This window comes from Methanolobus profundi, from assembly GCF_900114835.1.
GTDB lineage: Archaea > Halobacteriota > Methanosarcinia > Methanosarcinales > Methanosarcinaceae > Methanolobus > Methanolobus profundi.
In genome coordinates this window covers 103,427-117,504 of record NZ_FOUJ01000002.1, presented here as the reverse complement: position 1 = coordinate 117,504, position 14,078 = coordinate 103,427, and the positions used below count along the sequence as shown (strand labels likewise).

Sequence of the window (14,078 nt, the reverse complement as noted above, 5' to 3'; positions counted from 1 at the left end):
TAAATTTATGCTGGGATGCCCGCAAAAATATTTCGTTCTAATGTAGACATTCAATGTTATCTGTATTGCTTAGATGTCATACACATAAGACCTGGTCAGGTAAGATACTTATTATGTATATACAATGTTTCCTACTATTTTTTAGATGGATTTAAAAAATAAACCGATGGATGCCAATTTTAGTAGACTTGAGTCTCTCTAAATGTAAAGCTTTATATAAACATGTCTCCAATCTAAGGGACGTGTTTCCAAAACTATTGCCAAAACTAAGAGTAAAAAATGATGTAAAAGTAGTTTACATTATATTTGGTATAGTTTTGACGTATTTTTCAATATATATGCCGGATTTCATGAATGTGGCAGGTATCGAATCTACTCGTATAAGCTCTATAGTCTCGTTCGGTGCGTTGAATGGTATGCTCTTCGGTCCATTCTGGGGCTCTATCGTATCCGCAACAGGTTTTTTCCTGTATGAGATAACAAGTGGAAAATATATGTCAATGAACGCGTTCTCACTGGCATCTCCATTGTTCATTGCACTTAGCTCGATAGTTGCCGGTCTGGTTGTCAACAGGGAGCACAAGGCAGCTAAGACTATATTTATTTCACTTATTGTACTATGGTATATGCTGGATGTTGGCAGGGAAGCTTATTCCTATCCATGGTACCATTTGCTGGTATTAGGTATATTCATCTACTTTGAGAGATCGATCCTTGTGAAGACCGTCACTTCCAAGATATACATTTTCGCATCATTATTTATCGCTTCTTTAATGGGCGTCCTGTCCGATCATATGGCGGGCAGCATCACATATTATCTCCTATATGATCTTCCGGCCGATATGTACAGTTCTGTGGTCTTCGTCTATCCGATCGAAAGGACCATACTGGCATTCTTCCCTGCATTCCTTGTATACGTACTTGTTGTCATCTTCAAGGACATACTGATCTCATCTGATACGATAGAACAGGATATAGAGGAAAAAAGGTCAAAGGAACTGGACACATACCTCCATGAGGATGTCCTGAAAATAATGAATGAAAATAAGTAATTGAAGCAGACAATTCTCATTGCATAGCTTCAATTTTATCTCTGATCGCCATTATGCTCTTTGAGAACAGGTGTTCAGGTTCTGTGTGGACAAGTATCTCATCCTTTCCTCTTGTAGCTATCTCGCACATACATGGAATTGTCGCAAGAACGGGTGCCCCGTACCTGCTCTTCTCTATAACATCAAGACAGTTTCCATGATGCATGTTATCAACGATCGCGCATTTCTTGTCAAGCAGGCTGTAAACACCATTTATAAGTTGTTCTGTACAGTTGGTGCAGGCATGTGTATCATTGTGGACTATGACAACTATATCTGATGCAGCAACAGCATTTATGGATTCGTACTCAACTCCGGGGCTGGTGTCGAATATGATCACATCCAGATCCTTCTCTGCCAGTTCCTTCTTGCCGTTCATCAGTGCTTTGAGTGCTCCTGCCTGCCAGTTCCTGTCCTTGCTCACAAGGTCCCTGATCTCTGCGATATCGGGGTTCGAGAAACTAAGATAAAGCTGACCATTGGTTCCAAGTTCTCCTCCTACATCGGTCAGTGTATCCTTCAGGCTGCATTTGCCTGATAAGAAATCATTGATCCAGAAACGGCTTTTTGGCCTGAACATCGTACAAAGTGATGGCCCTCTAAGGTCCAGGTCTATAAGGCATGTGTCCTTTCCTTCTGCTGCAAATGCAACAGCCAGATTCACAGCAATGCTGGTTTTTCCTGTTCCACCTTTTGAGGAGTGGATAGCTAGTGTATGTGTCATAGTTCTATCATCGGTTATTTTTTATTGCGTATTCTCAAATGATCACTATATACAGAAGAAGCATTTATAGTGTGCTATTTTATTTTTTCTTTAAGCTCTCATTAATGCGGAAGTATACCTTCCTTCCTTCTCTGTATTTCCTTACGTGATTCATCCTTACGAGTTGGTTCAGGTAGTTGCTTTCCACAGCTCGTTCCTTGTTCGTAACACTGGCTATCTCATCGGCAGTAGCCGGTCCTATTTCGAACAGTGTTGTTGCTGTGGTCCTCAGGTGATCTGGGAGTGATAATAATGTGATCACGTCTAGGGAATCTGCCACCATCCTGTCCTTTTCACTTACCTGCTCATCTCTGGCCTCTACCTGGACGACAAGCCTGTCAAGTTTGGAATTGATCTCTTTTAAGTTGTTGACTATTTGTTCAAGCAGCTCTGAGTCCACTATCCTGTCTCCTGTCTCGATCATTGTAATCGGTGATCTTTCTAATTATATATTGTATTTATTATTACCTTCCGCCACCATGACTTATAAAACTTTCTAGACCAGTCTCATGACAAGATCTTTGTCATGTAGGCCTTTTCAAGCTCATAACCTGACTTCCGGTAATATTGGCGTACACCAATTCCGCTTATTATAGCAACTTTCCCGTATCCAGAACCCAGAGATAACTCTTCAGCATGGGATATAAGTTCTCTGCCATATCCCTTATGTTGCCAGTCATCTTTTCCTGCACTCTTTCCAACAGCTACGGTGGATCCGAATATATGGAGCTCTCTTACAAGGGCAGTATTCTGAAGCTCTTCTCTATGCGGTTCATTAGGGAACCGGAGCCTGAGGAATCCTATCAGTATGTCTTTTTCTACATCTTCAAAAGCGATGAAATGCTCCTTTCCTCCACAGCATTCATACGTTTCAGTTGTAAGTTCTATATTCTCAATATCTGGTTCATTCCCTTTTAATATATTGTGCCCTACTTCGCGGCACCTTATACAACGACACCTGCCACCATGTTGTTCCAGATGGTCATGTGCAAGTTGTCTGATATTGCTTTTACGAACTCCTGCGAGTATCTGTGGTGATGGTATATCTCTTTGTATACGCTGTAACCTGACCCATTTTGGAATGAATGACTTGATCTCTGAAAGAAGCAAAGTTGCTTCATCATCTGTCATAGCTTCGTATTTGCCCTGTTCCCACATCTTGTGAAGTTCGGTCCCTTCTGTTACAAGGGTAGGATATATCTTCAGGTAATCAGGTCTGAACCTGGGATCCTCAAAAAGTCTCTTGAAGTTCCTGATATCTGTCTCTACATCGGCTCCGGGAAGACCTGGCATCATGTGGAACCCAACTTTCAGTGCACTATCCCTGAGGATCCGGTTCGCTTCAACACTGTCGGCAACGCTGTGTCCACGTCTCATTCTCTCAAGAACGAAGTCGTAGGTGCTCTGAACCCCTATCTCTACCTTGGTGGCTCCAAGCTCAAGCATCTTGTCTATATGTGCCTTCTTTGTCCAGTCAGGACGTGTCTCAAAGGTGATGCCGGTATTTCTGACCTCTGAGGTCTCATTTGCTTTCTGCACGTCCTCGATAGTATAGTATGGGATGGTCTTTCCTATGGGGTTTGCTTTTTGTCTCCATGAATCGCCATAGAAATCGTTCATGGCTTCAAGACAGCGTTTAGTGTACCATTCCTGGTAGTCAATGGACCTTGCAGAGAATGTTCCTCCCATGATTATGAGCTCTGCCTTCTTCACTTCGTGTCCTATCTGCTTCAACTGGGTAAGGCGGTTCGTAACTATTCTGTAAGGGTCATATTCGAACTGTATGGCCCGCATGGTGGAAGGTTCCCTTCCCATGTAGCTCTGTGGGGAGTGGAACTCTGAATCCGGTCCACCTGGACATGGGACACATATGCCATGGGGGCATGGTGCAGGTGATGTCATTGCAGCTATCACTGCAACTCCGGATATGGTGCGTACTGGTTTACGCTGAAGTATGGCTCTGACCTTTTCCTGTTCCTGATCATTGCCTGATATTATGATGTCAGCATTCTTTGGAAGGGTAGAAAGCCGAAAGTTCTTGGCAACTTTCTTCTTTGCCACATTCAATTGCTTCTCATCTGTTATTTTGCCTTCCAGTACCATGTCCATTATTTCCCGGCATGCTATCTGGAAGTCAGTTGTGTTATTATCGTTCATGAAAGATCAGTATAATGTAAATATGGATCAAAAATAAAATATGCAACAGGATATGCCTTACTGGCAGAATCCTGCAACAAGGGCTTCAAGTTGTATTCTGTCATTTGCACTTTCTGTCAGGTAAAGGTCTGTATCAGCTATCTTTGTGACCCACCTGGCGATCAGATCATCAGGCTCATTTGATGCGATTACGGTCTTATGCAACTGCAGAAGTATCTCCTGTCCTGACAATCCTTCTTCAAGGATCAGGGCATCAATGTATTTTCTGGCCTCAAGTACATTCTTCGACGTGATAGAGTCGAAGAGCATTGCCACATTCTCTGAGCTTTCTCCCAGTGTGGCATCATATATCTGCTGTGGGCCGATATTATCGCTTCCTGGCTGTATCGATGCGATCTGAAGGGTATTGAGTGCTCTTGCAATGTTACCTCTTGCATGGTAGACAAGTGCATCTATGCCATCAGATGTTACAGTGAGCCCTTCATTCTCTATCACCTTGGCAATGAACTCTGCGAGCTTTGCATCTGAGACATGGGTAAAGAAAAGCTGTAAACCTCTGGACCTCAGGGGTGTTATCAGTTTTGAAGGTTGGGTGGTGGAAAGTATGAAACGACATGTTGTCGTGTATTTTTCCATTATCCTCCTGAGTGCATGCTGTGAATCTGAATTCAGAGATTCGGCATTATCTATGAATATGATCTTGAAATCAGCATCCATTGGTGCCATGCTCGCATATTCATTGATAACTTCCTTGAAGACGTTGATCACACTGCTTGATATCTTCTTAGGGTCATCGGTCCCAAGTATGCGCAGGAATCTCTTGTCACGTACAAGGTAGCTCTTTCCCTGTTCGAAGAAATCCGATGCATTGAAGTATGCAAGGTTGCGCTCATAGTCATCTCCATATAGATCAAAGGCAAGTGCAAAGGCTGTGCTTGACTTGCCTGAGTTCTCCGGTCCGTGGAAGACAAGGTGTGGAAGGTTGTTGGACCTTGCCAGTCTGATGATCATGTCCAGTGATTGCTCATTGCCAATGATCTCATCAAATGTGTTCGGGCGGTATTTTACAGTCCACAGGTCCTTCAATCTATCACTTCCTTCTCTTATTCTTCTGCAGCTTCTGCTGCAAGTACTTCATGGATCACTTTTCCGTACACTGGTCTTGCGATCAGTATTCCTATAAGCACACCTACGATGGTTGTTATTGCGAATCCCTTAAGGGCTCCGAATCCCATGACCACCAGTGGTGACATTGCGATTATAGTTGTTGCTGATGCTGCAAATATTATACCGAATGCTTTTGTTATCCTTGAAAGATATACCTTTCTTGGAGGCAGCTTTCCTTCGTATAGTACCTCATCTGTAATGATCACAAGGTGATCGATACCTGTTCCTATGGCAGCGATGATACCTGCAATACTTGCAAGGTCAAGTTGCCATCCGATCGCGGCTGCGAAACCCAGTATCATTATTACTTCACTGATAGAGGTTCCTACCATTGGTATGAGGATCGCTGGTTTGTGGTATTTACTGAATATCACAAAGGCAACAGCAAGCAGCGCAAGAAGACCTGCGATAACTGCCTGTGTCTTGAACTGCTGTCCAAGGGTAGCATCAACATGTCCTGATCCCATAAGTTCTACATTTACAGGTAATGCACCTGCACGCAAGTGGATCTGTAGTTCTTCAGCCTGTGCTTTGCTATCATCGTCAGGGCCGGTGGATGCCTGCCATGAGTATATGGGTGTAGTTGCAAGCCTTTCAGCTGCAGAGTAACTAAGAGGTGCACTGTATACCTCATTCTCATCAAGATACATCACAAGGTTATGTGACATTGGGTCCTGTGTTGCACCTGTCTCGATAGCAACTCTCTGAAGTGCAAGGGCTCCTTCGTCTGTAAGTGTAAAAGGTACGTACCATTGTCCGCCATCTTCCTGATATCCTACAATGCTGACAGATTCGATCTCATCACCGTAGAGGACATGTTCTGACTCGTTACCCTGTGTTATGATCCTTATCTCGAACTTACCTGGCTTCTCAGCGATGTTCTTGGCCGTTGCAAGGTCTATGCCTGCAAAGTCAATGAGTATGTAATCATCACCTACTGTTTTCACGGGTATGTCCTTAAGGCCGAGGGAATTGAGCTTGTCACTGAGGATATCTTTTGTCATATCCCTTGTCTCAGTGGTGACCCCTTCCTTGTAGATCGCATTACCATTGAGATCAGTGACTATTGATCCGCCGACCTTTGCCATAAGCTCTTCAAGTTCTTCTTCTGTAATGGCAGTTCTAATCTCGTATTCCACTCCGTCTGATATGAGTGTAGGCAGTACCTCGGCTTTAAGTGAGTCACCGATATATGTACTTATAAGAGTCTCCTTAGAGGAGTGTAGTATCACTGTTGTGACGTTATTGCTTCGTGAGATGGTCGTCTGGCCAAGGCCAAGCTGGTCCATCTGATTATTTGTAAGTATCTGTTCTGATGTGAAGGTCACAGCAATGTCATCGTCGGTCTCATCAACAGATGCTATCTCAACATCCTGTGCAAGATTGATATTGACGATCTCCTTTACCAGAAGGCCACTTTCCGCATCAAGCTGGGCAACTGCGCCCTGCAGTTTCAACTGGAGCCATGATCCTCCTTCAAGGTCAAGTCCATAGTTGAGATTCGTGGTGAATCCTTCTTCAGAAGAATACCCCGGGTGTATGAATATAATAGAGCCAAGGATCGCAAGGATGAAGACTATCACTCTTATGTCCTTGAAAATACTCTGTTTCTCATCATCTCTCATGCTTTGCGCCTCCTTGTACCGACGCTTGTAACATGCCATCTGAGTATGGATGTGTTAAGCATCCAGGTGTTCATCATATCCGCTACCAGTCCAAAGATAAGGACAATGGATATGTTCGATAGAAGGGTGATCTGTGAAAGAGATGAGCTAAGTAAATATGCGTATGTAGATACCAGGTACATCACCACAAGTGCCGCAAGGGTCGTTGTGGTCATTGTCACTCCTGTATGCATCGCATTGGTAATATTCTCCTGAGGGCTTCCACGTCTTTTGAGCACTCTTGTAGTGAGCAATATATCGCTGTCAACGGAATAACCAATGAGCATCAAAAGTGCTGCTACGGTTCCCAGGGACAGTTCGATACCAACGATGTTCATGAATGCGGCTGCGATAACAATGTCCGATAATGCTGATACTACTACTGCAAGTGATGGCACGAATGTCTTGAATATCAAAAAGACCACTATTGCCATTCCAATGAATGATATGATAACTGCTTTGACAGCCTGTTTCTGAAGGCTTTCTCCGTATACGGGTCCTATCTGGCTTATCTCTACGCTCTCGTAGGAATCTATCACATCAGTTACCAGTTCCTGTTGCAGTTCATCGTTCATAGGTCCGAACTGTATAATAACTCTTGATCCGGCCTGTCTGACGTCTGTTATCGGGTAATCTGTATACTTCTGCTCAATGAATGACACACTTTCTTCAGTTGCCACAGAGACCATTGTCCCGCCTTTGAATTCCATTCCAAGCTTTACAGGTGCACCGCTAGTTGCAAAGACAAATGCAAGTATCAACAGGGATATCACAAATATTGCAATAGGGACAGCTGCAAGCTGACGATCGTTATGTTTTCTAACAAAAGAATCTAAACGTTCAGTCAAACCGACTTCCATGCTTCTATACTCCAGAATAATAAGTTCTCAATTCCGGCTACAAATTATTGAATTGATGAATACACTCTTACACTATAACTTATATATACCACTTACTGCTTCTCTTAAGCAATGACTGACAGGCCAAGTATAGATGAATATTTGCTTGAGATCGCTACAGTTGTGGCCAAGCGCTCCACATGTCTTAGAAATAAAGTAGGCGCCGTGATCGCCAGGGATAAACGTATACTTTCCACCGGTTATAATGGTGCACCGAGACACATGGAACATTGTCTCGATATAGGTTGTATCAGACAGCAGAATAATATCGCTTCAGGGACCCACCACGAGAAATGCCGTGCGGTCCATGCAGAACAAAATGCTATAATCCAGGCTGCACTTCATGGTGTGAGCACGGATGGCGCGACAGTTTACTGTACCCACCAGCCATGCATCCTGTGTGCCAAGATGATAATCAATTCCAATATCAAAAGGGTTGTTTATATTCAACCTTATCCTGATACTGATGCACTGGATTTCTTCTCGGAATCAGGTGTTGAGGTAGTAAATCTCGAGATATCAGACTTTGCTTAAAGAGCGAAGTCCTTTTTTTATTATATCTTCCCGCTCACTGCGGTACATCTCTTTTATTGAACCTTCTTGCGACCTTAGTTCAAGTCCTCTTACAATAACAACAGGGTATCCACCGTCCCCTTCACCCATAAGGAGGTTTGCAGCTCCTGCTATCTCGTCAGCTATGGCTTCCTCTGTGACCTCCAGTATGTTACCGAAAAGGTCTTTCTCTCCTTTCCAGTTCCTGATGGGGTGGATCTGGTATACGCCCACAGCAATACCGGTCTGTCCGATCTTGAATGCTCTGCCGTTGGTGTCGGTGACTATCACACTGATATTCTTGCCGGTGATCTCTTCAATTCTCTCTCCTATGTCCCCTGCACTTTTGTCCGGGTCAGTAGGGAGGTCTGCAAGATAGCCTTCATCCACATTTGAGTCATCTATTCCCGCTTTGATACAGACATGTCCGTTGTCAGTTTCAACCAGGAGGATCGGGAACTCTACAAGTACTTCGTGGCTGCGGTCAAGAACTGCCTGTACGAATCTGGGATCAAGTCGAAGTTTATCTGCTATCCGTTTTGCATCTTCTGTTGCTACCAAATCTTCAAGTCTGAACATCCTTCCTTCTGCTTTTGAGACTATTGTGGAGGCAATGACTACGATATCATTATTCTCTATGTCTGTTCTTTCACAGATGAACGATGCGATATCATCCCCTTCTTTTATCATGGGGATGTTCTCAACAGTGAATGCATTCATTTTCAATCAGGACCCTCCGAGGATATGTGTTATTATCTTGATATTGGCTGGATCAAAGAGTTGATCTTAAGTATGGTGAAATCCAACATTATATATAAGGGAGCGGGTGTTCGAGGCAAATATAAAGTTTCAGCAGTTTATACTTTAACCAACCGATCAGTAATAACATTGAAACCATAATTGAGTATGCCTAAAGTTTGCCTCCCCTCCTGTTTTTTGTAAAGTGCATGTATGTGGTTAGCAAGCTTGTATTGTATGGTTCCTGTGAAGAAGAATAATATACTATATTTGCATAGTATTTCCTGCGGCGATGATGACAGTTACCCCGACTGAGCAAAGGATGATGATATCTCTAACTGATGCCGCAAATAGCAATGACGGGTAATAAAAAGATAGTAACGTCCTTTTGGACGTTAATTGAAAACAGGTTCTACTCGATCATTATCCTGTGCTTTTCTTCGATCTCTGCTTTTGGAATTGTTATGGTCAGTACACCATCTTCAAGTTTTGCACTTGCTGCATCCTCATCGACCGATGATGGCAGATTGAATGCACGTGCAAATCTGCTGTAGGTACGTTCACGCATAAGGTATCCTTCCTGCTCTTCTTTGGATTCTTTATGTGTGTTTGCACTGATCCATACCCTGTCGTTCTTGATATCTATGTTGATATCATCCTTGCTGACTCCAGGGAGGTCTGTAGTGACAACTATCTTGTCATCCTTTTCCTCTATGTCTACAAGAGGGGAGAGTGTATCCATATCCATCATCTCTGATGGAGAACTTTCATCCCCGAACATATTGTAGAGGCGTTCCTGCATGTGCCTCATTTCATCAAAGGGGTCCCATCTCGAAGCCGAAGATGGCCTCCATGGTGTTAATCCAAACTTCATTTACCTCACTCCTGTGGTATATAGTTGGAACTATCTCAAATATTGGATATTCCCACTAATTATTAGTTATGTGCGTTGTTCTATTTATATATGGTGAGTCTGAACAGCGCTCAAAAAAAGGAATCAGTGGACCTATATTGTCCACTTGTTATTGATCAGCATTCCAACAAGGTCTGCTGCATACACTGTTCCAAGAGCACCTTTCTTCACAGATTCCTCGTTAAAGGCATCTGCCTCATCTGCATTCTCTTCTGAGGTGCAGTATATGGCTACAGGTATGGGCACAGATGTATGTGTCCTTAATGCAATAGGTGTCGGATGGTCAGGAAGTACCATTATGGTAACGTCATCATCCATCTCTTTTGCTGCTTTGAGAACAGTGCCAACGACCTTCTCATCGAAATCCTCGATAGCCTGTATCTTGGCGTTCATATCGCCCATATGGCCTGCCTCATCAGGTGCTTCAACATGCACAAAGACAAAATCATGGTCCTTGAGTGCTTCCATGGCATATTCTGCCTTGCCGATGTAATTGGTATCAAGGTATCCTGTTGCTCCTGGTACTTCTATTACATCCAGTCCTGCATAGATGCCTATTCCCTTCACAAGGTCCACTGCTGAGATGATAGCGCCACGGAGTCCGTAAAGTTCGCCAAATGCTGTGAATGCAGGGGCAAAACCCTGTCCCCAGAGCCAGATGGAATTGCCGGGATTCTTTCCTTCTGCGATCCTCTTGTTGTTGACCGGATGGTCTGCGAGGATCTTCATTGAACTTTCTATGAGTTCGGAGATAACCTCGCTGTCCTCTCCTTTTGGCATATGCTCATGTCTGTTCTCATCGATCACATCATGTGGTGGAACACATTCTGTATTTGCTCCGAGGGAATTCTTTGAGACCATAAGATGTCTGTAACTGATCCCCGGATGGAAACTGAACCTTTCATCACCGAGTTCAGCATCTACTGTCTCAATGATCTCCTTTGCTTCATTATTGGTTATATGGCCTGAACTGTAGTCGGTTATCAGGTCATCTTTGATGGTTATCAGGTTGCATCGGAACGCAACATCATCTTTTTCGAGTTCCACGCCCATGCTTGCAGCTTCAAGCGGAGCTCTTCCCGAGTAGTACTTCTTAGGGTCATAACCTACAATGGACATATTGGCTACATCACTTCCAGGAGCTAATCCTTCGGGAACGGTCTGTGCAAGTCCTGCCCTTCCGTAAGTTGTGATGTAATCCATGTTGGATGTGTTGGCTTTCTGGAGGACCGTCATACCTCCTATCTCTTCAAGAGGCTCATCTGCCATGCCATCTCCGATAAGTACCACATATTTCATATTTTCACCTATATTAATAGAAATCAATAAAAACCATAAGACATTAATAATGCTTGCGAAGTAGCATAGCATCCTGTCATTTTTAACCGGTCCTATGATGTGAGGTTTCGATGAAATATATACATTTTGTAATCGTCTGTGTTTGTCTGTTTGTTCTGTGTATCTCCCCTGCTGCAGGTGTGAGAACAGAGGCAATGATACATTATTCGGAACCTGCTGTAGCTGTGGGTGATGAGCTCTTCCTTGAGCAGGGTTATTCCTTCAAGGTAGTGGATATGAACACCAGGAGCGGTGCTATCATGATAGAGCTCTACCTTAATGGTGAAGAGATCGACCTAGATGATACTCTTGCAAAAGAGGATGAGCCACTTGAATATGTGCGGACTGTGGTAGAGGACGAGGATGATGAAGATGAAATTGACTATTTCATTCTTCGTATAACTCCAAAGGGTTCTGTAAAAGAGTCTGATGATGTTTATCGTTCGACTGTCTACATAGAGCAGTATCTTGATCCCATGGAAGATGTTGGTGACTATCTGATACTGGACAAGAGCTTTTCCTTTGATGATGACTCTGAGCTTGAGCTTGCAGGGCTTTATACTCTTAAGGTCATGGACGTGGAAGATGGTGAGATCTCTCTGGAACTCAGGCTGAATGGTGGGTTACTGAAACAGGATGATCTGGAGGAGGAGAACTACTTCTACTATACGGTTTACTCTGATGAACAGCCGGATGTTATTTTCCTGGCCTATTTAGAGACTTTCTTTGAATCAGATGATGAGGTCACAGTCTTCCTCAAACATGTCTCTCTCAAACAAAGCACTACCTCTGATAACGATGATGAAGTCCCTGATGAGGTGGATATCGATGTTGAGTCTCCGGTGGATGGGGGCTTAAAGGCAGGCAGGGCAGCTATTATCAATTATTATGTGGATGATTCTTTTTCAGAGGTCCGTATACTTGTTGACGGTGATGTTATCGATACGCGAAAGGATGTAGATGCAGGTGTCTACAAAGCGGTCACCGATGAACTGGGTGCAGGTGTGCACAAAGCAACATTGATAATGATGGACGATGACGATGATTTCATATCCTATTCAGAGGAGTTCTCAGTATCTGTTAACATAAAGGAAAATATAACAGAATCCCTGGCAGGATTTGCCAGTTCTGCTGCGGAAAGCCTGAGTAAGGATAATAGTTCATCTGGGAATGATTCTTCCAGTCTGTCTGTTCCGTCACTGCCTTCAGGTTCAAGTATTTCAAATGCTGTATCTTTCATTATAACTGCAGGTGTATTCATATTATTCTTCATGTTCTTCAAGAAGTTCAGATGATATTGTATTTTTCTGAACTTTGTATTTTGTTTTACACATAATCTTTATATTAGTCTGCACTGTTTATACACGTCATTAGCTGACAAACTAAACGTGGTTGTATCATGAGAATCGTAATGAAGTTCGGCGGGACTTCCGTGGAAAACGGCGAAAAGATCCGTCATGTGGCAGAGCTTGTAAGGCAGTACCATATGAATGGAAATGAACTTGTAGCAGTGACCTCTGCACTCGGAGGTGTCACAGATGGCCTGTTGGGTACTGCAAAAGAGGTATCCCGGAATGGTAAAGTGACACAGGTCAAGGAATTCATAGCCGACCTAACTAAAAAACACTATGATGCGATCAATATTGCTATCTATGATGAGGAAATAAGGTCAGAGTGTGTAGAAGTAATAGACAGCAGGGTCGATGAACTTGAAAAGGCTCTGATAGGTATCTGTTATCTCGGTGAACTGACCAACCGTTCCATTGATTACATCTCTTCATATGGTGAGCGTCTTGCTGCACCTATTGTAAGCGGTTCTATCCGCTCCCTCGGCACTCCTTCAGTGGCTTTCACTGGTGGGGAAGCTGGTATTGTTACCGACTCCAATTATGGCGATGCAAAGCCACTTGAGGACAGCTACTCTCAGGTACATGAAAGGCTCTGTCCAATTATATCCGATCATATTCCTGTTGTCACAGGTTTCATTGCTCAGAACAAGCAGTCCATCATCACGACCCTTGGTCGTGGAGGTTCTGACTTCTCAGCATCTATAATAGGGGCTTCAATAGAAGCTGATGAGATATGGCTGTGGAAAGAGGTCCACGGTATCATGACCACCGATCCAAAGATCGTGCCGGAATCAAGACCTATTCCTCAGATATCATATATCGAGGCTATGGAGCTCTCATACTTCGGAGCCAAGGTACTTCATCCAAGGACCATTGAGCCTGCTATCAGGCATAAGATCCCTGTGCGTGTGAAGAACACTTTTGAGCCTGAATTCCCCGGTACTCTTATAGTTGCAGAACAGCAGCAGATACAGGATGTTGTCAAGGCGGTAACGCTCATCAACAAAGTTGCCCTTATCAATATATCCGGAGCTGGAATGGTAGGAGCCATTGGAACAGCAGCGAGAGTATTTTCTACACTTGCCAATGCAGGTGTCAATATTATTATGATCAGCCAGGGCTCGTCCGAAGCTAATATGTCCCTTGTGGTCAATGAGGACCATCTTGAGGCGGCAGTAGCAGCCGTAAGGTCAGAGTTCACCACCAATGTGGTTGGTGATGTTGCCTACGACCGCGATGTATGTGTTGTCGCAGTTGTCGGTGCAGGAATGGATGGTATTCCAGGGGTCGCAGGAAAAGTATTCTATTCCCTTGGAAGGGCCGGAATCAATATTATTATGATAAGTCAGGGTTCATCACAGCACAATATCTCCTTTGTAGTTAGTTCAAAGGAAGCACTCGATGCTGTTAAGACCTTACACAGTGAATTTGAACTTGATAAATAATG

General features: G+C 43.6%; 13 protein-coding genes. 4 read left to right on the top strand and 9 right to left on the bottom strand.

The annotated features are described in order from the left end of the window. Positions 1-338: 338 nt before the first annotated feature. On the top strand, positions 339-1,052 hold the full coding sequence (locus tag BM008_RS05695; RefSeq protein ID WP_091934585.1) for a hypothetical protein: 714 nt from the start codon (positions 339-341) through the stop codon (positions 1,050-1,052). A 16-nt stretch (positions 1,053-1,068) separates the two neighbouring features. Here BM008_RS05695 and BM008_RS05690 read toward each other — a convergent pair whose 3' ends face one another. From BM008_RS05690 to BM008_RS05665, 6 genes are all read right to left on the bottom strand, one after another. Then, positions 1,069-1,815 carry a MinD/ParA family ATP-binding protein gene (locus BM008_RS05690; RefSeq protein ID WP_091934583.1) on the bottom strand — a complete coding sequence of 249 codons (747 nt, stop codon included), beginning with the start codon at positions 1,813-1,815 and terminating at the stop codon, positions 1,069-1,071. A 79-nt stretch (positions 1,816-1,894) separates the two neighbouring features. Further along, positions 1,895-2,278 (bottom strand): helix-turn-helix domain-containing protein, encoded by a 384-nt coding sequence (locus BM008_RS05685; protein WP_177187986.1) that lies wholly within the window; start codon positions 2,276-2,278, stop codon positions 1,895-1,897. A gap of 83 nt (positions 2,279-2,361) precedes the next feature. Beyond that, a complete protein-coding gene (locus tag BM008_RS05680; RefSeq protein WP_091934581.1) occupies positions 2,362-4,011 on the bottom strand; it encodes a tRNA uridine(34) 5-carboxymethylaminomethyl modification radical SAM/GNAT enzyme Elp3 in 1,650 nt (549 codons plus the stop codon). 57 nt (positions 4,012-4,068) lie between these two features. Continuing rightward, positions 4,069-5,097 (bottom strand): AAA family ATPase, encoded by a 1,029-nt coding sequence (locus BM008_RS05675; RefSeq protein ID WP_091934579.1) that lies wholly within the window; start codon positions 5,095-5,097, stop codon positions 4,069-4,071. A gap of 17 nt (positions 5,098-5,114) precedes the next feature. Next, entirely contained in the window at positions 5,115-6,803 is a 1,689-nt protein-coding gene (locus BM008_RS05670) for a preprotein translocase subunit SecD (protein ID WP_091934577.1), read from the bottom strand. Then, positions 6,800-7,702, bottom strand: a complete 903-nt coding sequence (locus BM008_RS05665) for a protein translocase subunit SecF (protein WP_091934575.1) — start codon at positions 7,700-7,702, stop codon at positions 6,800-6,802. The genes BM008_RS05670 and BM008_RS05665 overlap by 4 nt, the downstream gene beginning before the upstream one ends. A 111-nt stretch (positions 7,703-7,813) precedes the next feature. Between BM008_RS05665 and BM008_RS05660 the strand changes: the two genes are divergently transcribed. Beyond that, on the top strand, positions 7,814-8,275 hold the full coding sequence (locus BM008_RS05660; protein ID WP_091934573.1) for a deoxycytidylate deaminase: 462 nt from the start codon (positions 7,814-7,816) through the stop codon (positions 8,273-8,275). On the opposite strand, the gene BM008_RS05655 is transcribed toward BM008_RS05660, so the two are convergent. The 3 genes from BM008_RS05655 to BM008_RS05645 form a co-directional block, all read right to left on the bottom strand. Continuing rightward, positions 8,261-9,019: a coenzyme F420-0:L-glutamate ligase gene (locus tag BM008_RS05655; RefSeq protein WP_394328913.1), complete on the bottom strand. Its 759-nt coding sequence runs from the start codon at positions 9,017-9,019 to the stop codon at positions 8,261-8,263. The two genes, BM008_RS05660 and BM008_RS05655, sit on opposite strands and share 15 nt — an antisense overlap. A gap of 424 nt (positions 9,020-9,443) precedes the next feature. Further along, positions 9,444-9,905 (bottom strand): Hsp20/alpha crystallin family protein, encoded by a 462-nt coding sequence (locus BM008_RS05650; protein ID WP_091934568.1) that lies wholly within the window; start codon positions 9,903-9,905, stop codon positions 9,444-9,446. 132 nt (positions 9,906-10,037) lie between these two features. Continuing rightward, positions 10,038-11,243 (bottom strand): cofactor-independent phosphoglycerate mutase, encoded by a 1,206-nt coding sequence (locus tag BM008_RS05645; RefSeq protein WP_091934565.1) that lies wholly within the window; start codon positions 11,241-11,243, stop codon positions 10,038-10,040. Between the two features lie 110 nt (positions 11,244-11,353). Between BM008_RS05645 and BM008_RS05640 the strand changes: the two genes are divergently transcribed. Continuing rightward, positions 11,354-12,577 (top strand): hypothetical protein, encoded by a 1,224-nt coding sequence (locus BM008_RS05640; protein ID WP_091934563.1) that lies wholly within the window; start codon positions 11,354-11,356, stop codon positions 12,575-12,577. 104 nt (positions 12,578-12,681) lie between these two features. After that, positions 12,682-14,076: an aspartate kinase gene (locus BM008_RS05635; RefSeq protein WP_091934560.1), complete on the top strand. Its 1,395-nt coding sequence runs from the start codon at positions 12,682-12,684 to the stop codon at positions 14,074-14,076. The last annotated feature ends 2 nt before the right edge of the window (positions 14,077-14,078 follow it).

Coding starts and splice junctions, on each gene's coding strand:
- BM008_RS05680 (WP_091934581.1), bottom strand. CDS start 4,011: ATGAACGATAATAACACAACTGACTTCCAGATAGCATGCCGGGAAATA.
- BM008_RS05685 (WP_177187986.1), bottom strand. CDS start 2,278: ATGATCGAGACAGGAGACAGGATAGTGGACTCAGAGCTGCTTGAACAA.
- BM008_RS05695 (WP_091934585.1), top strand. CDS start 339: ATGCCGGATTTCATGAATGTGGCAGGTATCGAATCTACTCGTATAAGC.
- BM008_RS05635 (WP_091934560.1), top strand. CDS start 12,682: ATGAGAATCGTAATGAAGTTCGGCGGGACTTCCGTGGAAAACGGCGAA.
- BM008_RS05690 (WP_091934583.1), bottom strand. CDS start 1,815: ATGACACATACACTAGCTATCCACTCCTCAAAAGGTGGAACAGGAAAA.
- BM008_RS05660 (WP_091934573.1), top strand. CDS start 7,814: ATGACTGACAGGCCAAGTATAGATGAATATTTGCTTGAGATCGCTACA.
- BM008_RS05665 (WP_091934575.1), bottom strand. CDS start 7,702: ATGGAAGTCGGTTTGACTGAACGTTTAGATTCTTTTGTTAGAAAACAT.
- BM008_RS05640 (WP_091934563.1), top strand. CDS start 11,354: ATGAAATATATACATTTTGTAATCGTCTGTGTTTGTCTGTTTGTTCTG.
- BM008_RS05645 (WP_091934565.1), bottom strand. CDS start 11,243: ATGAAATATGTGGTACTTATCGGAGATGGCATGGCAGATGAGCCTCTT.
- BM008_RS05670 (WP_091934577.1), bottom strand. CDS start 6,803: ATGAGAGATGATGAGAAACAGAGTATTTTCAAGGACATAAGAGTGATA.
- BM008_RS05650 (WP_091934568.1), bottom strand. CDS start 9,905: ATGAAGTTTGGATTAACACCATGGAGGCCATCTTCGGCTTCGAGATGG.